The 24955-nt window shown below is 53.8% G+C and carries 16 protein-coding genes; 14 read left to right on the top strand and 2 right to left on the bottom strand.

What is annotated here, in order from left to right:
* The first annotated feature begins 121 nt into the window (after nucleotides 1-121).
* From KJW29_RS17215 to KJW29_RS17205, 3 genes are read left to right on the top strand one after another with little or no spacing between them, the layout of a single operon-like run.
* Nucleotides 122-1036 (top strand): ABC transporter permease, encoded by a 915-nt coding sequence (locus KJW29_RS17215; RefSeq protein ID WP_214630696.1) that lies wholly within the window; start codon nucleotides 122-124, stop codon nucleotides 1034-1036.
* 16 nt (nucleotides 1037-1052) lie between these two features.
* Nucleotides 1053-1949, top strand: coding sequence for a carbohydrate ABC transporter permease (locus KJW29_RS17210; RefSeq protein WP_187101481.1), 897 nt, complete (start codon nucleotides 1053-1055; stop codon nucleotides 1947-1949).
* A gap of 41 nt (nucleotides 1950-1990) precedes the next feature.
* Complete coding sequence (locus KJW29_RS17205) at nucleotides 1991-3508, top strand: ABC transporter substrate-binding protein (protein WP_214630695.1); 1518 nt, start codon at nucleotides 1991-1993, stop codon at nucleotides 3506-3508.
* Between the two features lie 347 nt (nucleotides 3509-3855).
* Here KJW29_RS17205 and KJW29_RS17200 read toward each other — a convergent pair whose 3' ends face one another.
* Nucleotides 3856-4734: an AraC family transcriptional regulator gene (locus tag KJW29_RS17200; protein WP_087566008.1), complete on the bottom strand. Its 879-nt coding sequence runs from the start codon at nucleotides 4732-4734 to the stop codon at nucleotides 3856-3858.
* A 162-nt stretch (nucleotides 4735-4896) separates the two neighbouring features.
* Here KJW29_RS17200 and KJW29_RS17195 point away from each other — a divergent pair, with 162 nt between their 5' ends.
* The 3 genes from KJW29_RS17195 to KJW29_RS17185 are packed head-to-tail and all read left to right on the top strand — an operon-like array spanning nucleotide 4897 to nucleotide 7731.
* Nucleotides 4897-5955, top strand: a complete 1059-nt coding sequence (locus KJW29_RS17195; protein ID WP_214630694.1) for a Gfo/Idh/MocA family protein — start codon at nucleotides 4897-4899, stop codon at nucleotides 5953-5955.
* A complete protein-coding gene (locus KJW29_RS17190; protein WP_187101477.1) occupies nucleotides 5952-6812 on the top strand; it encodes a sugar phosphate isomerase/epimerase family protein in 861 nt (286 codons plus the stop codon). The genes KJW29_RS17195 and KJW29_RS17190 overlap by 4 nt, the downstream gene beginning before the upstream one ends.
* A 19-nt stretch (nucleotides 6813-6831) precedes the next feature.
* Nucleotides 6832-7731, top strand: a complete 900-nt coding sequence (locus tag KJW29_RS17185) for a sugar phosphate isomerase/epimerase family protein (protein ID WP_214630693.1) — start codon at nucleotides 6832-6834, stop codon at nucleotides 7729-7731.
* Nucleotides 7732-8233: 502 nt separating this feature from the next.
* Here KJW29_RS17185 and KJW29_RS17180 read toward each other — a convergent pair.
* Nucleotides 8234-10966 carry an alpha-L-rhamnosidase gene (locus tag KJW29_RS17180; RefSeq protein WP_214630692.1) on the bottom strand — a complete coding sequence of 911 codons (2733 nt, stop codon included), beginning with the start codon at nucleotides 10964-10966 and terminating at the stop codon, nucleotides 8234-8236.
* Between the two features lie 137 nt (nucleotides 10967-11103).
* On the opposite strand from KJW29_RS17180, the gene KJW29_RS17175 reads away from it, so the two are divergent.
* From KJW29_RS17175 to KJW29_RS17140, 8 genes are all read left to right on the top strand, one after another.
* Nucleotides 11104-11991, top strand: coding sequence for an AraC family transcriptional regulator (locus KJW29_RS17175; protein ID WP_214630691.1), 888 nt, complete (start codon nucleotides 11104-11106; stop codon nucleotides 11989-11991).
* Nucleotides 11992-12105: 114 nt separating this feature from the next.
* Nucleotides 12106-13851 (top strand): sensor histidine kinase, encoded by a 1746-nt coding sequence (locus tag KJW29_RS17170; protein WP_214630690.1) that lies wholly within the window; start codon nucleotides 12106-12108, stop codon nucleotides 13849-13851.
* A complete protein-coding gene (locus KJW29_RS17165) occupies nucleotides 13848-15077 on the top strand; it encodes a response regulator (RefSeq protein WP_214630689.1) in 1230 nt (409 codons plus the stop codon). Before KJW29_RS17170 ends, KJW29_RS17165 begins: the two co-directional genes overlap by 4 nt.
* Nucleotides 15078-15840: 763 nt before the next feature.
* Nucleotides 15841-16749, top strand: a complete 909-nt coding sequence (locus tag KJW29_RS17160) for an ABC transporter permease (protein WP_246608757.1) — start codon at nucleotides 15841-15843, stop codon at nucleotides 16747-16749.
* Entirely contained in the window at nucleotides 16743-17666 is a 924-nt protein-coding gene (locus KJW29_RS17155) for a carbohydrate ABC transporter permease (protein WP_214630687.1), read from the top strand. Before KJW29_RS17160 ends, KJW29_RS17155 begins: the two co-directional genes overlap by 7 nt.
* A gap of 157 nt (nucleotides 17667-17823) precedes the next feature.
* Nucleotides 17824-19599, top strand: a complete 1776-nt coding sequence (locus KJW29_RS17150) for a type 2 periplasmic-binding domain-containing protein (RefSeq protein ID WP_214630686.1) — start codon at nucleotides 17824-17826, stop codon at nucleotides 19597-19599.
* Between the two features lie 25 nt (nucleotides 19600-19624).
* Nucleotides 19625-21274: a hypothetical protein gene (locus KJW29_RS17145; protein WP_214630685.1), complete on the top strand. Its 1650-nt coding sequence runs from the start codon at nucleotides 19625-19627 to the stop codon at nucleotides 21272-21274.
* A gap of 232 nt (nucleotides 21275-21506) precedes the next feature.
* Nucleotides 21507-24917: an S-layer homology domain-containing protein gene (locus tag KJW29_RS17140; protein ID WP_214630684.1), complete on the top strand. Its 3411-nt coding sequence runs from the start codon at nucleotides 21507-21509 to the stop codon at nucleotides 24915-24917.
* Nucleotides 24918-24955 lie beyond the last annotated feature (38 nt).

The raw sequence follows: 24955 nt of genomic DNA, 5'->3' as shown, positions 1-24955 counted from the left end.
AAAAATTGGTACGGTAATTGATATTTTGTATCCATTTTAAGATTTATCTTTACCCCTCCTTATGCCATGATGTGTGACAAGACGGCACTGCGATCCATCATGGATAAGGAGGTGAACAACTATGAAAAAAAGCCGTTTCCGTTTCGGCAAGGGAGACAGAGAGCTCAGCCTGCTTGCTCTCCCGTCGGTCCTGTACATTTTTGTTTTCAGTTATTTGACGATGTTCGGCGCGATTATCGCGTTCAAAAACTACAGGTACGACAAGGGCATTCTGGGCAGCGACTGGGCGGGCTTCGATAATTTCAAATTTTTCTTTATTTCCGAAAAGGCGTTTATCGTGACCCGCAATACGGTGCTGTACAGTCTATGGTTCTGGGTCGTCACCACGCTCGGCGCGCTGATCGTGGCCATACTGCTCAACGAGATATCTCGGAAGTGGAGCAAATATTATCAGACCACGATGTTTTTGCCCACTTTCGTGTCCTGGGTCGTCGTCATGTTTCTGGCGCAAATGTTCCTGAGCCACGATTACGGGTTTCTAAACCGCTTGTACGAAACTATCGGCCTTGACAGGATCCGCTGGTATCTGGAAGCCAACTATTGGCCACTCATCCTGACCTTGGCTCATCTGTGGAAATCGATCGGCTTCTCGGCGCTTGTCTATTACGCGGGCATTGTGGCCATCGATCCGTCCTATTACGAGGCGGCGAAGATGGACGGGGCGTCCCGATTCCAGATGGCCCGCAAGATCACGATTCCGATGCTGTCGCCGCTTATCATTATTCTGATGATCATGGCGATCGGCAACATGATCCGAGGCGATTTCGGCCTGCACTTCTTTGTCTCGAACAATTCGCCTCTTCTGTACAACACCACCGATATTATCGATACGTTCGTGTACCGGGCGCTCAGCGTCAGCGGCGATATCCCAATGGCTACGGCCGTCGGCCTGTATCAGTCCGTGGTCGGGCTGCTGCTCGTGGTGGGGGCCAATTATACGGTTCGAAAAATAAGCGAAGAAAACTCGTTATGGTAGGATAGGGGAACGACCGATGGAAACTTACGCAAACCGACGCGGCGGCATGGCCAATATCTTTTTTAACGCTTTTTTTATCGTACTGTCCATGCTCATAGTCGCACCGTTCATTCTGATCGTCTCCGTCTCGCTCACGGATGAAAGCGCGCTGGCGTCATTCGGCTATTCGTTTCTTCCCAGCCGGTTCAGCACGCTTGCGTACGAATATTTGCTGCAGACGCCGATGGTCATTCTTCGGGCGTACGGCAACACTTTGTTCATTACGCTCGCGGGCACGCTGCTCAGCATTCTTCTGACGAGCATAATCGGCTACGTGATATCCAGAAGAGACTACGCGCTGCGCTCTCCGCTGACGGTATTCGTGTTTATTCCGATGATGTTTTCGGGCGGGCTGGTGCCGTTTTATATTCTGGTCACGCAATATTTGCACCTTAAGAACTCGTTATGGGCGATCATATTGCCTGGATTGCTGTCACCCTTCTACGTGCTGATCATGAAAGGTTTCATGAGCAAAATCCCGTATGAAATCATAGAGTCGGCCAAGATGGACGGTGCCGGAGAATGGCGGATCTTCTTCCGCATCATCCTGCCGTTGTCCACGCCGGCGCTTGCGACGCTGGGACTGTTTATCGCGTTCAACTATTGGAACGAATGGTTTAACGCATTGCTCTTCATCGATGATGACCGAAGGGTGCCGCTGCAGTTGCTGTTGGTGCGAATTATGAACACGCTGGATTTCCTTCGCAACAACAGCGAATACATTCAGGGGCTTGGCATCGACATGAGCCAGTTCCCGAACGAATCCGTGCGGATGGCGCTGGTCGTCATGGTCGCCGGACCGATGATGTTCGTGTTTCCTTTTTTCCAAAGATACTTTGTGCAGGGAATGACGGTCGGCTCGTTAAAGGGCTAACCGGCACTGAAATGGTTTAATTAAAATCAGGGGGAATAACCATGACAAAGATGAAATACGTGTCGATGCTGCTATTGTGCGGCGCCCTGCTGCTGGGAGCTTGCAGCGGCGGCGGTCAAGGAAACAAACCGGCGGGCAATGGCGGGGAGACAGCCCAGCCGAGCAACAACGGGAGCGCAGGCGGCGAGGACGACAGCTTGTCCGAAGTGGAGTTGATCTGGTATTACGGGGTATCGCAAGTATCGCCGGATCAGAAACTGATCGAAGACGAGGTCAACAAAATCGTAAAGGAAAAAATCAATGCAACCGTAAAGCTGCGGCCGGTCGACTTCGGCAGCTATACGACCAAGTTGAATACGGCGAGCGCAGCAGGCGAAAAATTCGATTTGGTCTGGACCGCCAACTGGGCGTTCAATTACGACGAAAACGTAAAGAAAGGCGCATTCATCCCGCTAGATGAGCTGCTGGAAAAGCATGCGCCAGAGACGTTGAAAGCGATCCCTTCGTTTACATGGGACGCAACCAAGTATCAAGGTGAAATCTACGCGGTGCCAAACTATCAGACGATCACATCGCGTTATGGAGTAAGTCTGCGGAAGGATTTTGTAGACAAATACGGCTTCGATACGAGCAGCGTCAAGAAGCTGGAAGATCTGGAACCGTTCCTTAAGCAGGTGAAGGAAAACGAAAAGGGCATCGTGCCATTGATGTTAACGGGCCCAGGCACCGTGTTCGAGCCGTTTATGTACGGCTTCGACGACAGCGGCGTCCGGATCGGCGACGATACGTTCCAGAGCAACTGGCTGGAGCAGACGCCGGAGTATAAAAGTTTCGTGGAGCTGATGCGCGGCTGGTTCGAGAAAGGCTACATCAACGACGACGCCTCGACGGTAAAGCAGATCGACTCCATCTACAACGGCAAATACGCGGCCGGTCTGGAAAGCGCCATGAAGCCGGGCTACGAAGCGGAGAAAAAAGCATCCAACGGAGGGTACGACGTGATCGGCGTTCCGCTTACGGAAGCGACGACCCGCCGCACCTCCAATATTACGACGCTGACCGCGATAAGCCGCACGTCCGCGAACCCGGATCGCGCAATGATGCTTATCGAGCTGGTGAACAACGATCCGGAACTGTACAACCTGCTTAGCTTCGGAATCGAAGGGAAGCATTACGAGAAGGTGGAGGACAATACGGTCAAGATCGGCGCCAATGCCGGATACAGAGCCCAGAACTGGGTGTTCGGCAACGTATTCAACGGCTATCTGGTCGAGGGACAGGCGGCGGACACTTGGGAGGAAACGAAAAAGCTTAACGAATCGGCGTTTGTGCAGCCAACCTTCGGCTTTGCATTCGACGACACCAACGTCAAAGCGGAATACGCCAACGTGATGGCGGTAAAAGCGGAATATCAGCCGCTTCTGATGACCGGTACGGTGGATCCCGACAAGTATTTGCCGGAGTACCTGGAGAAGCTGAGAAACGCCGGCGCCGAGAAGGTGCAAGCGGAGCTGCAGAAGCAGTTGGATGCTTGGGTAGCTGAGAATGTGAAGAAGTAATTGGCATCCGGCATTACTGATTTCTATAGGTTTAAATAAAAGGGGATGTAATCACCTGTGGGTGATACAGCCCCTTTTTTTAGAATGTAAAAGTTTTCGGGCTAGGAGAACTTACGCAAACGGGACAATAATTGAGCAAAAATACACAATTAAGATGAGGGAAGAGCAAGTTATTCGTACATTTGTACATATATACACAAATATTGGTTCCAAGAGATCCCGCTCGAAGATAGGAAGCGAGAATTTGTGTATTTTCGTACAATTTGCTGCGCAGGGGCTCCGTTTGTTTGAGAAATTGGGGAGAAATGCACAAATGTGCAGAGAGGCCGATTTTCGGCGCGATCCCATTAGACATCCCGGAGCCTCGACGGCGATTGTTTTTTATGTTTTTTAAACGTACGGCTGAAGTAGAAGATGTCGTTGAACCCCGTCGCGGCCGCAATCTCGGATATGGTCAGGGGCGAATGGCGAAGCATGTATTCCGCCTTGTCGAGGCGGGTTGCCGTTACGTATTCGGTGACGGTACGTCCCGTCAATTGTTTAAATACCCGGCTAAAGTGGAAGCGGCTCAGCCCGGCAATCTCGGAGAGCAGCTCGACACCAAGCGGTTCCTTGAAGTGGAGATCGATATAGTGCAGAACAGGCTCGAAGCGTTCGATGTTCTTCATCCGCTCCGCATATTCATCTTTGGTGAGTACACTTGCGACATGCCCTCTCATCAGCAGCGTCAACAGGCGGTACAGCTCCGATTTGACCGCAAGCTCGAAGCCGAAGGAGCGGGTCTTAAGCTCATGCGCGATGGATAGGACACATGCGTTCAACTCCGCGTTGCCCCTGATATGGTTGCGGAACAGGATGCGGTTCTGAATAATAGGCGCGATGAACTTCGTATCGGCGGCGTCCTCGAATTGGCTGTGCAAGAGCGAAGTATCCACGATTAGGGCATAGTAGAACAAATCGGACGACCTGCTTACTCCATGATGCAGTTCGTTGCTGTTGACGACAATCAGATCGCCCGGCTGAACCTCATAGGCCGTCGTGCCGCACTCCATAACGGCTTCGCCGGCTTCGATGTAATGGAATTCCAGATGCGCGTGCCAGTGGTGCGCAAAGAGCGTCGTGTCCGCATGTTCGAAGTGGGTGCGATGCACTTTGATCGGGAACCGGGGATCCGGCATGCTCATGGGTTCGCGCAAATTCTCGAAATTATCGAATGAATCGGTCATCCGCTCTCCTCCGTTTCTGCCAGAGCACAAATGTACAAATAATCCGCACGGCTTTGCATGGCTTACATGGCTGATTCCATTATAATACGGAAGTGTATACATGCCAAAGGCTAACGGGAATTTATATCCCCGTATTCTCGAAATGACAAGGAGAGATCGGAAATGTCAACTGTACAAATCGGCGTTATCGGAACCGGCTCAATCTCATCGTTGCATTTGAATGCTTATAAAAACAATCCGGACGCAACCATCTACGCGGTATGCGATCTGAACGAGGCGCGCGCCAAGGAAGCAGCGGAGAAATACGGCGCGGTCAAAGTATATACGGATTACAACGATCTGCTTGCGGATCCCGGCGTGGAAGCCGTCAGCATCTGCACCTGGAACAATACGCACGCGGAGATCAGCATCGCGGCGGTTCGCGCAGGCAAGAACGTGCTGGTGGAGAAACCGCTTTGCCGCTCTGTTGAAGAAGCGCTTAACATTCAGAAGGCGGTCGAGGAGACGGGCAAAATTCTGCAAATCGGATATGTGCGCCGCTATGATCCTAACGGCCAGTTGCTTCGCTCGCTTGTCGAAGATGGGCGACTGGGTGAAATCTATTATGCAAAAGCGTCGATACTGCGCCGTCTCGGCAATCCCGGAGGCTGGTTCTCGGATATCGAACGTTCCGGCGGCGGCCCGTTGATCGACATCGGCGTCCACGCCATCGATATTTGCTGGTATATGATGGGGCGTCCGAAGGCAGTTTCCGTCAGCGCAAACACTTATCGCAAGCTGGGCAACCGCTCCAATGTCCAGGATCTTTCCTTCTATAAAGCAGCAGACTACGACGCAAGCAAAAATACCGTCGAAGATATGGCCAACGCGCTCATCCGTTTCGAAAACGGGGCTTCCCTGATGGTTGACGTCAGCTTTACGCTCCACGGAAAGCAGGACGAGACAGCGATTCGCTTGTATGGCGACAAAGGCGGCATGGAGATCGAGCCGGAGACAACGTTTGTGACGGAGATCAACAACCGTATCGTCAACGTGATCCCGCAGACGGATCACAAGGGCTTTGGATTCGAGGCGGCTTTCCAGAACGAGATCAACCACTTCGTCGACAATGTAAAGAACGGCACGCAGCCGATCAGTCCGGTCGAAGATGGCGTCGAAATGATGAAAATTTTGTGCGGCATCTACGAATCGGCAGAAAAAGGCGCTGAGGTGAGACTATGAAGCTGGGAGTAAGCACATACAGCCTGCACAGGGCATTCTCCTCGGGCGAGCTCTCGTTAACTGGCGTCATCGACTACATTGCCAGCATCGGAGCCGAGCATGTGGAGATCGTGCCGCTTGGCTTTAGCATGATCGAAGATCCGTCGCTGATCGAAACGATCCGTGACGCGGCTGCCGCAAACGGGCTGGAGCTGTCCAGTTACGCGATCGGCGCGAACTTTGCGGACAAGGGTGGCGCGGAATTCGAAGACGAGGTCGAGCGGGTCAAGCGGGAAGTCGACGTATGCGCGGCGCTTGGCATCAAGCGGATGCGCCATGACGTTGCTTCCTCCAAGGATCTGTCCATCGGCAATTTTCTGGCGCAGCTCCCGCAATTGACGCAAGCTTGCCAGACGATCGCGGATTACGCAGCCGGCTTCGGCATAACGACCAGCGTGGAGAACCATGGTTACTTCATCCAGCATAGCGACCGTGTACAAGCGCTTGTCCATTCGGTTGGAAGGGACAACTTCCGCACGACGCTCGATATAGGCAACTTTTTGTGCGCGGACGAGAATCCTTTGACGGCGGTGGCAAATAACATCGGCTTGGCGTCGATGGTTCACGTTAAGGACTTTTATATTCGTCCGGCAAATCGTAATCCCGGAGAAGGCTGGTTCAAGTCAACGGGAGGCCAATACCTGCGGGGCGCGATCGCAGGCCAAGGCGACATCGACATCCCTGGCGTGTTAGGCATCGTAAAACGCAGCGGCTATGACGGCTTTATTTCCATCGAGTTCGAAGGTATGGAAGAATGCCGCAATGGGACGAAGATTGCGCTCGACAATGTCAGACGCATATGGAACGAAATTGTTTAATCGAGGAGAGTGAGCGACAATGGCACAACCAGTTATGACGAACAAAATCGGCGTTATCGTCGACAGCTTTAAGTTAGGCGTTCGCGATGGCTTAGTCAAGGCGAAGGAGGTCGGCGCCGACGGCGTGCAAATCTATGCCGTCAACGGCGAGATGGATCCCGCCAACCTGTCGGCTTCTGCCCGCCGGGAGTTAAAGGATTATATCGCATCGCTAGGTCTCGAGATCTCGGCCCTTGTCGGCGATCTCGGCGGCCATGGCTTCCAGGATGCGTCGGTCAACCGCGAAAAGATCGAGAAGTCGAAGCGGATTATGGAGCTTGGCCTGGACCTCGGCACCAATATTATAACGACGCATATCGGCATCGTGCCGGATGACCAGAGCAGTGCCGTCTACCGTTCCATGCATGAGGCTTGCGTGGAGCTGAGCAGCTTCGCTGCGGGAATGGGCGCCTTCTTCGCAATCGAGACGGGACCGGAGAAGTCCGCACATCTGAAGTCGTTCCTCGACACGCTGGGCTCAAGGGGCGTATCCGTCAACTTCGACCCGGCGAACATGGTCATGGTGACTGGCGACGATCCTGTTCAAGGCGTGTACACGCTGAAGGATTATATCGTTCATACGCATGCCAAGGACGGCGTTAAGCTGGTGGACAATATTGATCCGCGCGATGTATATGGCTTCTTTGGCTACGAGAAGGCGCAGGGTCTCGACCACGATGTCATCGCACAGCAGGCGGAGACCGGCGAGACGTTCCGCGAGGTGCCGCTCGGCGAGGGCAAAGTCGACTGGAACGGTTACCTTCAGGCTTTAAACGATATCGGCTATAAGGGATATCTGACGATCGAGCGAGAAGTAGGCGCTAGTCCGGAGAAGGACATCGAGATGGCCGTGCAATTCCTGAAACGTTATAGAGGTTAACATTTTGCAATAATGAGCTAACTCGTCTTTTGACGGGTTGGCTTTTTTGGATACACAATCGCTTATTCACGGCCGCCATCGCCCCAATGAACTCGCTTTTTCATACACAATCGCTCGTCCACGGCTGCCATCGCCCCAATGAACTCGCTTTTTCATACACAATCGCTCATCCACGGCTGCCAGCGCCTCAATGAACTCTCTTTTTCATACACAATCGCTCGTATGCGGCTGCCAAGGCCTCAATGAACTCGCTTTTTCATACACAATCGCTCGTACGCGGCTGCCAGGGCCTCAATGAACTCGCTTTTTCATACACAATCGCTCGTCTACAGCTGCCAGCACCTCAATGTACTCGCTTGATGAAGTCGGTGCTGAATATGTAGCTTCATCAAGCCTTTAATAAAGACAGCCAGCCCGGACGCCGGGCTGGCTGTTCTGCTGCAGCAATTATCCGGTCATTGACCTAGTTGATCGGATGACGCTGCGAGTATATGAATTTAAGTTATACGCCCTTCATAACGAAATCATAAGTTCCGGATTCGATTCGAACCTCCAGACATCCGTTCACATAATCGATTCCACGGACGCCTGTCGTAAGTCCGCAGGCTGTACCGTTGGCCCATAGTGTTTGCTCCGATTCCAGCAAGACGGCATTGGAGCTCCCGTCTTGCTTGAACATTGGCAACACAAGCTTGGCCTTTATGGCTGTCGGCACATGAAGCGTCAGCCTATACTCATTCGGCGACTCTTGCGTTCCTCGCTCCCACCCGGCGGACAAGGCGCCGAACGGTGTGGAGATGGCAGCACTCGCGTGCGAGAGCCCTTCCGGCATAAAAGGCGCGATCTCGGCTTCCGCGAAGCCAGGCGCCATCGAACGTATGCCCACGACGTATTCCTGGAGCATCCTGGCCGGATAACCGTTCCATGCATGGCAATGCGATTCGATATCGTCCCAGCCTTCCCACATGGTAGGCGCCCCTTGACTGATCATATAACCCCAGCCGGGATAACTTTCCTTGCTTATCAGCCGATATGCGGCCTCGCCTTGTCCATTCTCAAAGAGTGCCCGCAGCAGCGGCAGCGACAATACCGTGCGGCTTTCCCACGGGGAGTTCGCGATATAATCGACGATATCGGCGGCGTCGCCGGCAGGCGCAAGTCCGAGATGTACGGCAAGCGCGTTGACGCCTTGATGGATCTGGCCGGTACCGAGCCCGGAGCGGAATCGGCGGGCAGCCGAATCATACAAATGTTCGACAATCGCTTCCCGAAGCAGACGCGCCTCGGCATCGTAATGCGAGGCATCCCGGTCCCTGCCGATAAGGCCGGCCATCCGCGACAGGACGTCAACTGCCAGATGCAGTTTCATATTTTGCACCGTAAACGGTGCGGAGCTGGTCTCCTGCTCCAGCGAATTGGAGCCGTGATCGACGGACGGATACGGCCAATCGCTGATATGCCAGCCTTTGTCGAGCGGGACAAGACCGGTATTTGTGTCTCGAATGCCGAGATAGTAGTCGACCATGCGTTTGGCTGTATCGTAATACCTTACGATCAGGCGATCGTCGGCGGTATGCATGTACAGTTTCCAGAGCAGGGAGCAGAAGTGCAAATCCCATTCGGGAATTTGCAGCTTGAAATCCGGCTTATCGTAGTTCGTCGGATAGACAAACGGGAAGGTTCCGTCATCCAACTGCCCTCCCGCGAAATCAGTAAGCACCTTTTCCAGTGCTGCCCTGGCATCAAAATTGTACAGCAGCGTCTCCGCCTGAAGATCGGAATCGGCGAGATATTGCGCCTGCTCGCGATGCGGACAATCGACGATTTGGCCCAGCACATTGTTTTTCTGCGTGCGGATGCAGGCGGCGTACAGCTTGTTCAGAAGCTCGTCGGACGAGTCGAACGAGCCGAGCTCGGCCATTCCCGTATAAGCGAGCACAAGCGACAACTGCTCTCCCGGCCGAATCGTTTCGGGATAACCCGTCACCTCGATATATCGGAACGCCTTGTATGAGAAATCCGGCTGCCACGTTTCCAACTCATCGCCGCGCATCGTGAATTGATCGTAATAATGATGGGATGTTTCGTTGCTAACGTTGTGTTTGACAAAGCCATGCTCATCCAGGTCCTCCGAGTACCGCAGCCGAATTGTCGTTCCCGAGATGCCGGTCAGCGTAATCCGCGGCCAGCCCGACAGGATTTGTCCGGCGTCGAACACTTGCCGAAGCGTCTCCGGCGCTCCGTCATCCCCCGGCGTCAACGCTTGCTTGACGAGGGCCGGCACAATCAGCTCCGCTTCGGCGCCCTCCTGCAGGCGCTGCCGCTTCATCGGCCAGCGATGAGCCGGAATCCCCGACGGCACGGCCTGCAGGCATGCTTCTGCGGCAAAGTCCGTCCGGTTCCACGCCGGATCCAGCTTGCGGGCATCATAATCTTCGATGGCGGATACGCGCCTGTTTTGCTGGTAGGGGGTTCCGCAAGCATGCGGAATTTCCTGTACGATCTGCCAAGATTCGTCGGTACCGAATGTTTCGCTTGAGCCGTCTTCGTAGATCACTTCGAGCTGCAGGCGGAAGCCGGGCAAGCCGTCGACATAGTTTTGACCGCCGCCTCCCAAATAGTGGGCAATCGCAGCCAGACATACTTTGCCGGGACGAAGAGACGAGGTTACCTCATAGGCCGTATACAGCTTGCGCTGCTCCGGATTGGTCGGCGCGGGGGAGCCATAGCCGCCGATTCGGCTTCCGTCGATGAATAAGCGCATGGCATGATGAGCCGAAGCAAACAGCAGCGCCTGGCGGATTGGCCCTCGCAGCTCGATATCTTTGCGGAAATAGGCAAAATCGTTGATTTGCAATTCGCCAGGTTTCCAGATCCACTGAGCGCGCCAAGCTTCCGCATCGCCCAGACCAGTCAGGAAGGTGCCGGGCTCCGATGCGATGACATCCCCTTTCTCGTCTCTGGCGAGCACCTTCCACCAATAACGGGTGCAGTCTTCCAGCTCTGGCCCGCCATATCGGCAATCTGTCAGCCTTCCGGTCATCATGCCGCTGTCCCAGACATCGGTTTGGCCGGGGGAAAGCAGATCTCGCCGCGTAGCTAAGAGGAGCTGGGCGGCAACGGGCTGCGCTTCCCCTCGCGCGTAATCCAGTTGCCAGGATATTTGAAGATCGGTCACGTCTATACCGGTTGGAGAATCTTGTCCGTCGACGTGCAGGTGATGTATGAGCGCCATGCCACTCTCTCCTTTGCGATTGCATCAAGTGTCGTTTCTGCTATCGTAGCCCAGAGAGTTGATCCGCGACAGGGGCTGATATGCTATATTTATAGGTGGATTACATACTACAATACCTTCTCTGGGGAGTGTTCATAATGAAAGGGCCTCGATCTCACCCTGTCTTGCAGGGAAACATTTACTGGAATGAGGATCAGTTCCCGCTGCATGTCAATCGGGAGAAGGAAGCTTTTTCTTTGCCGCTCCATTGCCACGACTTTGTCGAGATCAATTTTGTCGCCGAAGGACGGGGCATGCACTATATTGCCGAAGATAGCCTGGAAGTGAAGCGGGGCGATCTGTTTATTATTCCGACGGGTACCGCCCATGTGTATCGCCCGCTCACCGAACGGATCGGCAACGAGCTTATCGTATACAATTGCCTGTTCGCGCCTGAGTTGATCGAGCGCTTGCGAATCGCATTTCCTGCACAGGATGAAGTCTTCTCACAGACGACAGGGGGGGAGAAAGGTTATGCCTCGTTCTCCGATCGCAATGACGAATATCGCACGCTAATGCAAAGCCTGTATCGAGAACATGTATTGCGTCTTCCAGGAACGGAGGCGGCGCTGCTTAGTCTGCTGATGCAACTGCTGATCTCGATGCACCGCAACGATAAGGGCGGCGAGGAGTCTCTATCCTTGCGCCAGCTGTCGCCCGTATTCGAACATATCGCGGTACATTACCAAGAGCCGATCGCGCTGCGAACGCTCGCCGGTCTCGTATCGCTCAGCATTCCCTACTTGCAGCGCCTGTTTAAACGTGCCACGGGGCAAACGATCGTCGAATACATTCAGAATTTGCGCATCGAAAAGAGTTGCGAGCTGCTCCGGCATACGGAGTTCCAGGTGCAGGAAATCGCTTATTTATCCGGCTACAGAGATATGAAATTTTTCCATCGTTTGTTCAAAAAGAAAACAGGCACGTCGCCGCACCAGTATCGGCAAACCGTTTTGATTCATCCCCTTAATAACCTTTATCCGTAGCCGAGTTTAATGCGGTCCTGCGCGAAGCCCCGGCTCGCCGGATGTCTTGACGACGATTCTGCGAGCGTTTACAATTCGCTTAACCGATTGAAGGCAGGGGTAGGGTGATCGTAGATGTGGTCTCAGATCAGATTGCTGCAAAAATTGATTATTGTACTAATCGTGTTTCTAATCGTTCCCGTGCTCGTGGTAGGCATTAGTTTGTTCTCCATTACGCTGCCGCTTGCGCAACGCGAAACGAGGGACATGCTAGGTAAAGTAGTGGATCAATTGCACGAGAACGTACAATATCGGGTGACGGGTTATCAGAACATGCTGATGCAGATGGCCGTGGATCCGAGACTCTCGGCTTCCCTGACGCAGACGTATTCGGAGCTGCAGGACGAAGTGCTTGCCTTGCAGCAGATTAACGCTTCGATCAGCCGCGTCCGCTCCTATTTCCCCATCAAAACGATTCGTTTCTACAAAAGCAACCCGACGCTTCGCGAGGATGGCGGCGCCGTTTTTGACATGGAGAGGGCCGAGCGCCTTCCCTGGACTGCGGCAATGTCCGAATCCCGTCAGCCCTTCTACTGGCACTTTGATGCGGACAATCCCCAACCGGCCTTTCATATCGGCAAGTGGCTTGTCGATTACATGAGTAACGATGATTACGGCATTATCGATTATGAAGTGACAACACAGGCGCTGTTCGAAAATCTCGCCAATCCGCTGGAATTCGAGGATAGCTGGATCGTCATCGCGGATCAAAACGGCAAGGCGCTGATTGACTACAGAGGGCTCAAAACCGGGGATTCCATAGCCGATTTAACGTATTTAAGCGATTCTTACAGCAGTAAATCCGGCTCCTATACCGAGCGCATTGACGGCAAAAACCATCTGATCGTCTATCAAACGACATCGCTTGGATGGAAAATCATAACGATTGTCAGCCAGGAGGCGTTATGGGAGAGACTGCAGCTCGTCAGGCAAGCCGCGATAGCCGCAAGCATCCTGTTCGTTGTATTGACGCTCGTTGTTTTGATCAGCTTCGGAAAACGAATTACGAACCGTCTTAATGTGCTGATTCGCAGCATGCGCAAAGTAAGGGAAGGAACGCTTGGCCTGACGGTCAGAATCAATGGCAAGGATGAATTGGGCGATGTCGAGGAGACGTTTAACCAGATGTCCCGGCAACTGGAAACGTCAATGCTGGAAAACGCCGCGGCCAGAAGCGCCGCCGAGACGGAGAAGCTGCGGCTTTTGCAGGCGCAGATCAATCCCCATTTCTTGTATAATACGTTAGCTCTGGTTAAAAGCATGGCCATGGATGTCGGATCGGCGGAGATCAGCGGAACGGTGGACGCGCTTGCCAAGTTTTTTCGACTGGCGCTTAATCAGGGACGCGATGTGCTCCTGCTTCGCGAGGAACTGGAGCATATTCAGGCTTACCTCGACATCCATGAGTGGCGTTATCCGGGCAAGGTGACGGTTCGTTACGATATTGACGAGGCGACGCTTCCCTGCGAGATCGTAAAAATTACATTGCAGCCCATCGTAGAAAATGCACTGATGCACGCCTTTACTCATCGTGGGGGCAGAGGAGCAATATCGATATCCGCAAAACTTGCGGAGCGCTTCCTGTTTATTCGCATCGAAGACGACGGCAAAGGGATGAATGAGGCTCAGCTCCAAGATTTGATGAACCCGCCGATGCAAGAGAGCGGAGGAGGATTCGGATTGTACAACGTCCGGGAGCGGCTCACTCGCTTCTACGGAGTCGGCTTCGAAATGACGGTCGCAAGCGTGCCTGAACAAGGAACGGTCGTAAGTTTGAGAATACCGCAGCCGAACATTCAACCAGAGGGGGCGACGACATGATCAAGGTGTTAGTTGTGGACGACGAGATTCGCCAACGGCAATCGATTATCAAACATGTGGGATGGCAGGAGCTGAGGATGAACGTCATTGGCGAAGCGGAGGACGCGGATCAGGCGCTGAAGCAATTCGAAACGCCGGATGTGCTCATCACCGATATTCGGCTGATGGGCAGCAGCGGTCTGGAGCTGGCGGCGGACATGAGGCACAGGAATCCGAAGCTGAAGGTGGTCATGGTGACCGGCTACGAACAGTTCGAATATGCGAAGACGGCGCTTGATATCGGTGTCGAGGCCTTCCTCGTCAAGCCGATCGATTTTGCGCGGCTGGAGCAGGTGCTGCTTCAAATTGCCGACGGGCTGGAACAGGAGCGGCAGTTGCAGGCGAAGCTCCAGGGGTACGCGTACAAGGAGCGCGCAAGCTTCTTGGACGATTTGTTGCACGGCTTGCTGAACGAGGTCGAGGAACATACGCTGGAAACGCAAGCGGCGCAGCATGGTTTGTTTGCGGATGCAGACCCTCGCGCGGTCATCGTTGCGGTCTGCTCCGAGGATGATGCGGAGTGGGCGAAGGTAATGGGCGAATGCGCACAAATGGCATTTGACGGGCAGGTGGAAGCCCATGTGACGACTGCCCGCCTGCAAATGGCTTTTATCGTGCGCACAGGGACGAGGGATGGATGGTTCGGGAACGCGTTGGAGCGGTTTGCGGAGTCGCTGATGGAAGCCGGAGTACCCGGCATTGCCATCGGCATCGGCGGGGACGCCGCTTCGCCGTCCGAACTGGCTGACAGCTACCGCCACGCAGTAAGCGCTGTTAATCAGCGGAAGCTCGGGGTGAAAGGGCCGCTGTATAACTGGGAGCAGCTGATCGGCGATCGCAAGCGCAGCCATGCCCAAGGCATCGTCCAGCGCGCGATCGACTACATGAACGTCAACTACATGAACAATCTCAGTCTGCGTTCAGTAGCCGACGCCGTTTATTTGAGCCCAAACTATCTGGGCGCGCTGCTGCGTTCGGAGCTCGGCACCTCCTTTACCGATCAACTGGTCGCAATAAGAGTTGCCCGCGCAAAGGAATTGCTGCTCGCTCCCGATTTAAAGCTGTACGAGGTGGCGGAGCGGGTCGGTTATCAAAATTTCGGCCATTTCTCCAATCTGTTCAAACGCATGACCGGCTTTACGCCCAAAGACTACCGGCAGTTTCAAAGTATGGCGGACAACGAATAACGGCTCTCGCGCCATTGAACCGCCATCAGAAGGGCATCTCAATCGCCAACCTCCCAAAAAGGGCATCTCGACCGCTGGAGCGATTCAATCTAGCGATTGGGATGTCGTTGCGGAGGCGGCGTTTTTTTGACGACGCATTGTACTCGGTTTTTCATACACATTAGCCCTCGTGCCCCCACTGACGTCGCATTGTACTCGGTTTTTCATACACATTAGCCCTCGCACCCCCACCAACGACGCATTGTACTCGTTTTTTCATACACATTTGCCCTCGTGCCCCCACTAACGTCGCATTGTACTCGGTTTTTCATACACATTTGCCCTCGTACCTCCACCAACGACGCATTGTGCTCGTTTTTCATACACATTTGACCTCGTGCCCCCGCCAACGACGCATTGTGCTCGTTTTTTCATACACATTAGCCCTCGTGCCCCCGCCAAAGACGTATTGTGCTCGTTTTTTCATACACATTAGCCCTCGTGCCCCCGCCAACGACGAATTGTACTCGGCTTTTCATACACATTTGTCCCCGTTGCGGAGCTACTTTCGGAGCTGCAACCCGAAAGAATCGGATTGCAGGGCGGCAACGAAACGCGCTGCGCCGCCAAAGGACGACGCAGCGCGTTTCTACTTGATTTTAGAAAAGCAACTTCGTGCGAAAGCAGCACTTATCATGCCAATCGATTATTGAGAGCGTTTACGTTTGTTGACTATACTTAATTCAGGTTCATGAATCAACTTTCGCATCAAGGAGGAAAACATGTGGTGAAATGGTCTTGGATAAGGTGGAAAGCGCTGCTGCCACTTTACTTCTTCCTTATTCCCGGAATCGTGCTGGTTATTTTGTTCAATTACATTCCGCTGCTGGGCTTGCAGATCGCCTTCAAGGATTACGGCTTTAGAGAAGGCGTCTGGGGCAGTCCCTGGGTGGGGTTGCAGAACTTTAGGGAATTTGCGGCAAGCGCCGATTTCTGGCGGGCGACCGGCAATACATTTCTGCTCACGGGGCTGAGATTGGCGCTGGTTTTTCCAACAACGATTCTTTTCGCGCTGCTTATTAACGAAATTCGATCCTTTGCCTTCAAGCGGTTTGTCCAAACGATGAGCTATTTGCCGCATTTCATTTCCTGGATTGTCGTTATCGGGTTTTTGGATGCCTTTCTGTCGCTGGACAGCGGCGGGGCCAATTCGATGCTCAGAAGCATCGGCTTGCAGCCGGTTCCCTTTATGGGCTCCGAAGCATGGTTCAGGCCGATATTTCTGCTGAGCGGCATGTGGAAGGAGCTGGGCTGGGGCACGATCCTGTATCTGGCAGCGATTGCCGGCATCAATCCGGCATTGTACGAAGCCGCTTCGATGGATGGAGCGGGACGTTGGCGCCAGATGTGGAGCATTACGCTCCCATGCATTTTGCCGATAATCTCCATCGTTTTTATTTTGCAGATCCCGAGTCTGCTCAGCGCAGGCATCGACCAGATTTATCCGATGATTAATCCGGCCAACATTGGAGTGGCCGAGGTAATCGATACGTATATATTGCGGCTGGGCATCGGCCAGGCTCAATATTCTATGACAACCGCTATCGGGCTCGTAACTAGCGTCATGGCTACCGCCTTGCTGCTGGGCAGCAACTATTTGTCGAAACGGGCGGGAGGAGAAGGCATATGGTAGAAGGACGCCGAGGACTCGGTCAGACGTTTGGCAATCGCACATTTACAATTGCGAATACGCTCTGCATGCTGCTGTTTTCGTTTCTGTGCGCTTACCCCATGTGGTATATTCTGGTTCTGTCGTTCAACGAGGGACAAGATGCCATGATGGGCGGGATTTATTGGTGGCCGCGCGAATTTACATTGGGCAACTATATCGTGGTGCTGTCCAACAGCATTATCGCGGGCGCCTTCTGGATCAGCGTGCTGCGGACGGTCATTGGCACGGTAGGTTCTTTGCTGGTCACCTCCATGGTCGCTTATGCGTTGTCGCGCTCGGAGCTGCCGGGCCGCAGGCCGATTACTCTTTTTTTTCTGCTCATCATGCTGTTTAGCGGGGGACTTATCCCTTTCTATATCCAATTGATTGATTTAAATCTAATTAACTCGTTTTGGGTTTACATTTTTCCGAGCTTGTTTAGCGTATGGAACATGCTGGTCATGCGCACGTCGTTCCGAAGCAACATCCCGGAAACGGTCGTGGAATCGATGAAAATTGACGGCGCCGGCTATGTAAGGATTTATTTTACGCTTATATTGCCGTATTCGATGCCGCTGCTGGCCGCCCTGGGATTGTTTACGGCCGTCGGCCACTGGAATGACTGGTTTACCGGCGCGTTTTACGTCCAGGACATCAACTTGCAGCCGCTGCCTACCTATTTGCAGCGCGTGATGAGCTCGGTGGAGGCGTCCAATATGATCAGCGCCAGCCAGATAAATGCCGCCCGCGAGGCAAGCATGTACAATCCGGCGGCTGTAACGACAAAGTCGGTCCGCATGGCGACGATTATGCTGACAACGCTGCCCATTTTGCTCGTGTACCCGTTTTTGCAGCGTTATTTTGTCAAAGGCGTATTGATCGGTTCGGTCAAAGAGTAAGGGTAACAAGTGCTGCATGCAAGACAATCGCCAACGGTATAGCCGGATAGCCGGGGAGCCACTATGATAATGATGCAGGGCCCGCAGCATTGTCGCGCTAGGTTTGCTCCGGATGATGCCGATTATATAAAGAAGATTACGTAAAGGGGACGCAGACATGAGAAAACGCGCACAACAATATTTGCTTAAAAGCATTGTGTTTGGACTTGTCATCTCGCTTATGGCCGCATGTACTTCCAACAATAGCCCTGCGACGGGCAATGCCACCGCCGAGCCCAAGGAACAGGAAAGCAGCGCGCCGGCCGTCAAAGAAAAGTATACGCTTTATCATCCGCATCAAACGACGCCGATTGACCTTAACGGCCCCGTTACTAAAGAAGTATTGGCAAAGATGGGCATCGAATTTGAAAAAATCGAGATTGGCAACGGCAGCGATATTGCCCAGCAAGTCAACTTGAAGCTGGTCGGCGGAAATTTCCCGAATGCAATTATCTTGAGTCCCGAGAGCCCGATCTGGTCCAGACTGATTGACGAAGACCGATTGCTGCCGCTCGACGATTATTTTAATCAGCCTGACGAATATCCGAATCTGGCGAAAATCGACAAACGCATCATCGACAACTGGCGCGCGACCGATGGCCATATTTATTTTGTACCGATGGGCTACGAACCGAAGCCGGAGGAACCTTCGGCATGGCAGGGCAACGCGCAGGGATTGTGGATTCAGAGCGGTCTTGCGGAGAAGGCGGGGCTTACCGTGGACAGCCTTGGCACTATTGAAGGCTTCGAGGCATACCTGACGGCCGTAAAACAATTAAAGGATTCGCAAGGCCGCGATCTGATTCCGTTGTCGCTCGGCGGAGAAAACTTTGCCGGCCTGGAATATGTCATGTCGATGTTCGGCGTGGCGGCTTGGAACGAGGGCGGTGACGGCACGCAAGTACCCGACTATCGGACCGAAGGTTTCAAACGCGGCTTTCAATGGCTGAACAAGATGCATCTGCAAGGATTGCTAGATCCGGAAACGGCGTTCCACAAACGTGATCTGTTCCTGGAAAAAACGAATTCCTTGCGTTTCAGCGCCATGATCTCCAACGGCTGGGATAGCCCGAACGCAACGATTTTGGCCAACAATAACTTGCCATCTTCCATTACCTATAGCGAGCTGGAGAAGCAAGGTTTCCCGGAAGGCTGGTTCGTGCCGGTCAAGCTGCCGACCGTCGACAATATCAAGCCCGCCCAATACGCAAACTTTAACCCATTCGGAGGCTTGGGAACCGGTGTCGGAAAGGACACCAAAAATCCGGACGCTCTGATGAAGGGGCTGGATTGGCTGCAAACGCCGGAGGCATTTATTCTGATGGAATACGGCCAGGAATCGATGGGCGCTTACAAGATGGAGGACGGCGTAGTTGTCGTTAATCAGGATGTGTTCCAGGGCCCGGAATTCTGGGGCGGCGAAGGCATGACCAACGTGACGGAAAAAGGTTTTTTCTGGTGGAAGCAGCTGGGCAGTACGCTTAGCACGCATATTCCGACTCTCGAAGCTCCGTGGATCGCCACCAACGCCATGCTGTACAAGGCGGAGCAAATCAATCAGGAGCAAGGGACATTCGGCTTGCTGCCGGCGACTTTCCGTACAAAAGCGCTTGTCGGCGGGATGGTTGAGAAGTATACCCCGGTTCAAACCGACATTCGCCTGCAATATTATGCCAAGCTGCTGCTGGCCAAGTCGGAGGCGGAATTCGAGCAAGTATACAATCAATTCCTGAACGAGATGAAGGTGCGCGGCCACGACGAAGAAACAATCGCCGAGTTCAACGAGCAATACGCGGCTTACATGGCGACGCCTGCCGGCCAGGTGAAAATTGAGGTAACGCGTTCGATGCCGCGCAACGTATTTAGCGACAAAGCGGAGGCAGTGGGCCGCTAATTCAACATTATTAGGAGCGAAAACGATGAACAACGCCAACAATCTCGTCAATATTATTAACTTTGTCCGGGGCGTCGAGCCCCGGCTGCCAATCGATCTGCTTGATACGCTGAAGCGGGAAATTGCGCTGGTCAATCAATACGAACTGCCGGCAACCTGGCTTATTCAATATGATGCATTGATCGATCCGCAGTTCACGGACGTATTGAAGGAGTTGGACGACCGGCATGAAATCGGCATCTGGTTTGAAGTCGTGCAGCCGCTGACCGATCGGGCCGGCCTGGCCTGGCATGGCCGCTATCCGTGGGATTGGCATGCGAATGTCGGGTTTTCGATCGGCTATACGCCGGATGAGCGCGTATTGTTGGCGGACTTGTTCATGGAGGAATTCCACCGGCAATTCGGCTATTACCCGCGGTCAGCAGGCTCCTGGTTTATGGACGCGCATCTGCTTGGCCATTTGTCCGATCGATATGGCATCGTCGCCTCCTGCAACTGCAAGGATCAATGGGGCACCGATGGTTACACGCTCTGGGGCGGTTACTACAACCAGGCGTATTATCCAAGCCGCCTAAACGGATTTATGCCAGCCCAGACTGCAAAGGGGCAAATTCCCGTGCCCGTGTTCCGCATGCTCGGCAGCGATCCTATCTACCAATATGACGCTGCCGATTACGGTTATGGTCAATCCGTCATTACGCTTGAGCCCGTCTATACGGGAGCAGAGGGAGGAGGAGGCAATCCGGAGTGGGTGCGTTGGTTTTTCGACACCAGCTTTGGCGTGCCGCAGCTTTCCTTCGGCTACACGCAGATCGGTCAGGAGAATTCATTCGGTTGGGAGCGCATATCGGCCGGCCTGATCGATCAGATCGCTTTGCTCGCAGACTGGCAGCGAGAGGAACGGGTACGGGTAGAAACGTTGGCGGAGTCGGGGGCGTGGTTCAAGGAAACGTATCCGGTTACCCCGGCTTCGTCGATTATCGCGCTCAAGGACTGGCGAAATTCTGGCAAGCAGTCGCTCTGGTATTGCAGCCGGTTCTACCGAGTCAATCTGCTAAAGGATGGGGCGAAATTTTGTTTGCGCGACGTCCATCTGTTCGACGAAAACTACGAGGAGCGTTATCTGCGGGATGTGTGCGAGACCGAGGAATGTTGGTACGATACGTTGCCGATCATGGACGCCGGCAGATGGACGGACGGGCAAGTCCGGCCCGGCATTGTGCCTGTCGTGCGAAACGAGAACGGCGAGCTTTCGCCTGCGGAAGTGGATAGACTCGAACGAGTCGAAGCCGATGGCGACCGATTGGCGCTGGCGCTGATCCTCGCGGACGGAACGGAGATGGCGATTGCCATGGAGGAACGGTCGATTACGATTCGGTCGGACTTCCCGGACTGGGGCCTGCAGCTGGTTTGGGGCAACGCCACGGCCGAGATCCATTACTCGGCTGATCGGATCAAGTACATGTACGAAGACATGTCCTACGGCGTGGACGTACATGGGGCTATGTTGATCGACGATCCATTGGAGACGAAGGACTGCAAGTTAGCATCAGCTGAGGACGACCTAATGAAGACGCAGGATAGCGCGGTCGCAATAGCTGCAGAAGATGTCCATGCGACTTCCGGTTCCCTGTTTATCCTCGCGCAAGGCAATAAAGTTTCGTTGCGTTTCTAGGCGATAGATCGTTGACTTCAGTTTAATGATCCGGCCGCGGGAATTCTAACGGCCACGAGCGCCTTAGATATTTTTTTTCCGTCATCACGATTCTAACGGTCAAATCAGAGCCTTAGCGTGACAAAAGTGGCGGAATACCGTCCACTTGGCGCTGTAAGCGTCTCTCGTGACCGTTAGAAATCCGAGGATAAAGTTTTTTTCAACAACCACTTGAAAGGGAGTTGTTAAATTTATGACCAAGCTGCGCAAGCTTGTTGCCGCAACCGCGGCATCGGCCATGTTTGTTTCGATGATGCCCTACGGCTTTGCCGACGGACAGACATCCCAAGACTCAGGCGGCACGAACCTGCCGACCCAACCTTTTCATATCGGAATATTTAATCCTCCGGCTCCCATTCATACGAATCAGGCGACATACGGGGATATTGCCGGCATGAACGTCAACTTTATCGTAGGCGGCAACAGCAATCATTATTACGATGTAAATCGCAACGCGCTGGATTTGGCGGAGGCGAACGGACTGCAGATTTTGGTATCCGATGCGCGATTTGCCTGGGACGAACCAACCGTCGAACAGAACGAGGGAGAAGAAATCGTTGCGGTCAGCCAGTCGCAATCGTGGGGCCAAACCTTCTTCGCTCCGAATCGGGGCTCGGATTGGGGACTTAATTATGCTACGCTCGATATCGACCAGTCGACGTGGCCAGCCAATACGAACTTGACGTTGACTTTGTACGACGGCCCGGCCAAAGGAACGACGATTGCATCGGCCTCGCTTGTTACGCCTGCTGCTCCCGCCGCCGAACCTACGATATTTTGGCTGCTGACGCGCGTGCAGATGGGGACGCAATATTATATGGAGCTAACGAGCGACAATCCGGTAAGCGCTTCACTTCGGCTTAGCGACTTGAATCCGTATGCGGATGGCGACGCCTACAGCAACGGTGTACTGGAGACGGGCAGCGACCTGGCATTTAAGGTGCTGTTTTCCGAATCCGCTTTCAAAAACGGAGGCCAGCCGTCGCTCGAAACGCTGCAGCAAATCGTGGACGACTATGGCGATCATCCCGCTCTGATGGGCTACAACCTTTATGACGAGCCGAACTCCACTTTGATGCCTCAGCTCGGCAACATGGTCAGGACGCTGCGCGGACTGGACACCGACGCCATGTCCCTCGTCAACCTTTGGCCCAGCGACGCGGACGTCAGCTTGACCGGCATGGAGTTGAATCGCGACGGTTCGGTTCTTAGCACTTCCACTCCGGTAGGACAGACCTTTACAACCAAGGCATACGAGAACGAAATTAGAACCGTGCAATGGGCGATTCCTTACGATCAATGGGGACCGGGAGAAGCTGTCACCTTGACGCTGTACGATTCCGTGAGCAAAGGTCAGCAGTTGGCGCAGGCTACGCTTGGCGCCCCTACGTCGCAATCGCTGCATCAGACCTTCGAGCTTAACGCGGAGGTTCAACCTAACGCTTCCTATTATATGGAGCTGACGCACAACGGCGGTCATGACAATTTCTTCGGCGTATGGCGATCCGCACCGGGCGTGGAATGGTATGCCGGCGGTCAAGCCTATGCTGGCGGCAATGCCTTGACATCCGATTTCTGGCATGCCTTTAATCTGGACGTCGAACCTTTCTCCTATGAGGATTACGTCTACCGCTGGGTTAGAGCCGATCCCGATGTCATGCTGCACGATTATTATCCGTATTATTTCGACGGCACCGTATCGGATGAGTATTATAACAATTTGGAGATTGTACGGCGCCAATCCTTGGCCGGCGAAATTGATTTCTGGACGTTTGTGCAATCCGTCGGCATTGGCAATTGGCTGAGATCGCCAAGCAAAGATGATCTTCGCCACAACATCTATACGAATCTGGCTTACGGTTCAAAAGGATTGATTTATTTTACGTATTGGCATCCGGTTTATGACGGCTTTAACGGCTCCATTATCGATCCGGGCGGCAATCGGAATCCATCCTACTATTGGGCGCAGGAGCTGAATGCGGAAGTGCTTGGGCTGGGGGATACGCTGAACAGGCTGCAGTCGCTGGCGGTGTATCATACGGGCGCGGCTCCGGCGAAGACGAATGCGTTGCCGGGAGAGTTTTTCTGGCAGCCTGCGGATGCGCAGCAGCCATGGATTATTTCCTACTTCCGGGACGAGAACGATCGCAAGTATGTAATGGTCGTCAACCGCAACGAAAAAGGAAGCCAATCCGGCACCTTTACATTGTCGACTGCCCCTGGGAAGGTTACTGAAGTATCGAAGGCCAGCGGAGTGGAGGTTGGAGCGGACTATAACTACTTGACCGGCGTACTGCGCGCTGGCGACTTCCTGCCAGGCGAGGGCAAATTGTTTGCCATCGACCAAGAGCCCGACGATTACGCTCCTGCCGCGCTAGATCAAACCATGAACGTGCTGCAAAACCATGCTGCCGCCGGGATGCTGCAAGCGACAGATCATGAAAATGGTTCGCTCACGTATTCCATCGTTTCTAATGGACAGAAAGGAACAGCGACGATTGTAGACCCGTCTATTGGCGCGTTTACCTACACGCCAGGCACGGCGGCAACGGGTTCGGATACGTTTACATTCCGGGCGAACGACGGCAATCTGGATTCCAACATTGCAACAGTAACGATTCTTATGACGCCGGAGTTGGCTGTAACGGTTGCCCCGGGGACGGCGACGGGCACCACCCGGATATCGGCAGTAGTAGCGAACGGGAATACGCTAGCCGTATCGCTTGAAGACGAACCCGTTCCCGTACCGCCCGTCGGAGGGAATGTAGAGCATGCAACGGAGGCTCCCGCTGCCTCCACGGCTGGCATCGAAATCGGCGCGGCGGCTGCCGGCAAACATATCGCGGCCTATGAGCTGGATCCCCTAGGACGAGTGGTGAAGTTCGCTACCTTCGAGCTGTCGGCCAGCCATATCAAGCAAGGCGGCGGAAGCGAATACGTATATATTCCTGTAGGCGGTTCGGGGCAAAACGATCCGAAGGAAACAGACCCTTCCGAGGAGACTGACCCGTCGGAGGAACCGGGTAATAAGGATCCGGAGCAGTCGAATCCCTCCACGAGCGGTCAGCGTAACTTCCATGACATCGACCAGCACTGGGCTTATCAAGCTATTGTTTCGGCGCGGGAGAACGGAATTATCGATGGTTACGCGGATGGGTCCTTTAGGCCGGATCGGCAAGTGACCCGGGCGGAATTTGTTGTCATGCTGCAGCGGACGATCAAGAGCAAAGGAAAAGAAGCGAGCGGAACCTTTGCCGATCTGGATAAGGCTGGCGAGTGGGCGCGTTCCGCATTGCTGCGGGCGGTAGAGGCCGGCTGGATTACCGGTTATTCGGACGGTACCTTGCGTCCCAATAATTCTGTCAGTCGCGCGGAGGTTGCGGTCATTGTTGCGCGTGCTCTGGCTCTGAAGCTTGAGCCGACCGAGCGGACGGACTTTGCCGACGACGGACTTATTCCGGCCTGGAGCAAAGGGGCCGTCGAAGCGGCAAGGGAGCGCGGTTTGCTGGTAGGGCAAACGAACAACGCATTTCATCCGCTTTCCCCACTGTCTCGAGCAGAGGCGGTAACGCTGCTTGTTCGTTTACTGAATGACAAGCAATGATGCCCCGCCGTAAACGTCAAACAGCCCTCATCTTACAA

This window comes from Paenibacillus agaridevorans, assembly GCF_018604145.1.
GTDB lineage: Bacteria > Bacillota > Bacilli > Paenibacillales > Paenibacillaceae > Pristimantibacillus > Pristimantibacillus agaridevorans.
This window is presented reverse-complemented; position numbering and strand designations above follow the sequence as displayed.

What these genes read in the sequence shown, in the direction of transcription:
- KJW29_RS17215 (WP_214630696.1), top strand. Translation starts at nt 122, where the DNA reads ATGAAAAAAAGCCGTTTCCGTTTCGGCAAGGGAGACAGAGAGCTCAGC.
- KJW29_RS17210 (WP_187101481.1), top strand. Translation starts at nt 1,053, where the DNA reads ATGGAAACTTACGCAAACCGACGCGGCGGCATGGCCAATATCTTTTTT.
- KJW29_RS17205 (WP_214630695.1), top strand. Translation starts at nt 1,991, where the DNA reads ATGACAAAGATGAAATACGTGTCGATGCTGCTATTGTGCGGCGCCCTG.
- KJW29_RS17200 (WP_087566008.1), bottom strand. Translation starts at nt 4,734, where the DNA reads ATGACCGATTCATTCGATAATTTCGAGAATTTGCGCGAACCCATGAGC.
- KJW29_RS17195 (WP_214630694.1), top strand. Translation starts at nt 4,897, where the DNA reads ATGTCAACTGTACAAATCGGCGTTATCGGAACCGGCTCAATCTCATCG.
- KJW29_RS17190 (WP_187101477.1), top strand. Translation starts at nt 5,952, where the DNA reads ATGAAGCTGGGAGTAAGCACATACAGCCTGCACAGGGCATTCTCCTCG.
- KJW29_RS17185 (WP_214630693.1), top strand. Translation starts at nt 6,832, where the DNA reads ATGGCACAACCAGTTATGACGAACAAAATCGGCGTTATCGTCGACAGC.
- KJW29_RS17180 (WP_214630692.1), bottom strand. Translation starts at nt 10,966, where the DNA reads ATGGCGCTCATACATCACCTGCACGTCGACGGACAAGATTCTCCAACC.
- KJW29_RS17175 (WP_214630691.1), top strand. Translation starts at nt 11,104, where the DNA reads ATGAAAGGGCCTCGATCTCACCCTGTCTTGCAGGGAAACATTTACTGG.
- KJW29_RS17170 (WP_214630690.1), top strand. Translation starts at nt 12,106, where the DNA reads ATGTGGTCTCAGATCAGATTGCTGCAAAAATTGATTATTGTACTAATC.
- KJW29_RS17165 (WP_214630689.1), top strand. Translation starts at nt 13,848, where the DNA reads ATGATCAAGGTGTTAGTTGTGGACGACGAGATTCGCCAACGGCAATCG.
- KJW29_RS17155 (WP_214630687.1), top strand. Translation starts at nt 16,743, where the DNA reads ATGGTAGAAGGACGCCGAGGACTCGGTCAGACGTTTGGCAATCGCACA.
- KJW29_RS17150 (WP_214630686.1), top strand. Translation starts at nt 17,824, where the DNA reads ATGAGAAAACGCGCACAACAATATTTGCTTAAAAGCATTGTGTTTGGA.
- KJW29_RS17145 (WP_214630685.1), top strand. Translation starts at nt 19,625, where the DNA reads ATGAACAACGCCAACAATCTCGTCAATATTATTAACTTTGTCCGGGGC.
- KJW29_RS17140 (WP_214630684.1), top strand. Translation starts at nt 21,507, where the DNA reads ATGACCAAGCTGCGCAAGCTTGTTGCCGCAACCGCGGCATCGGCCATG.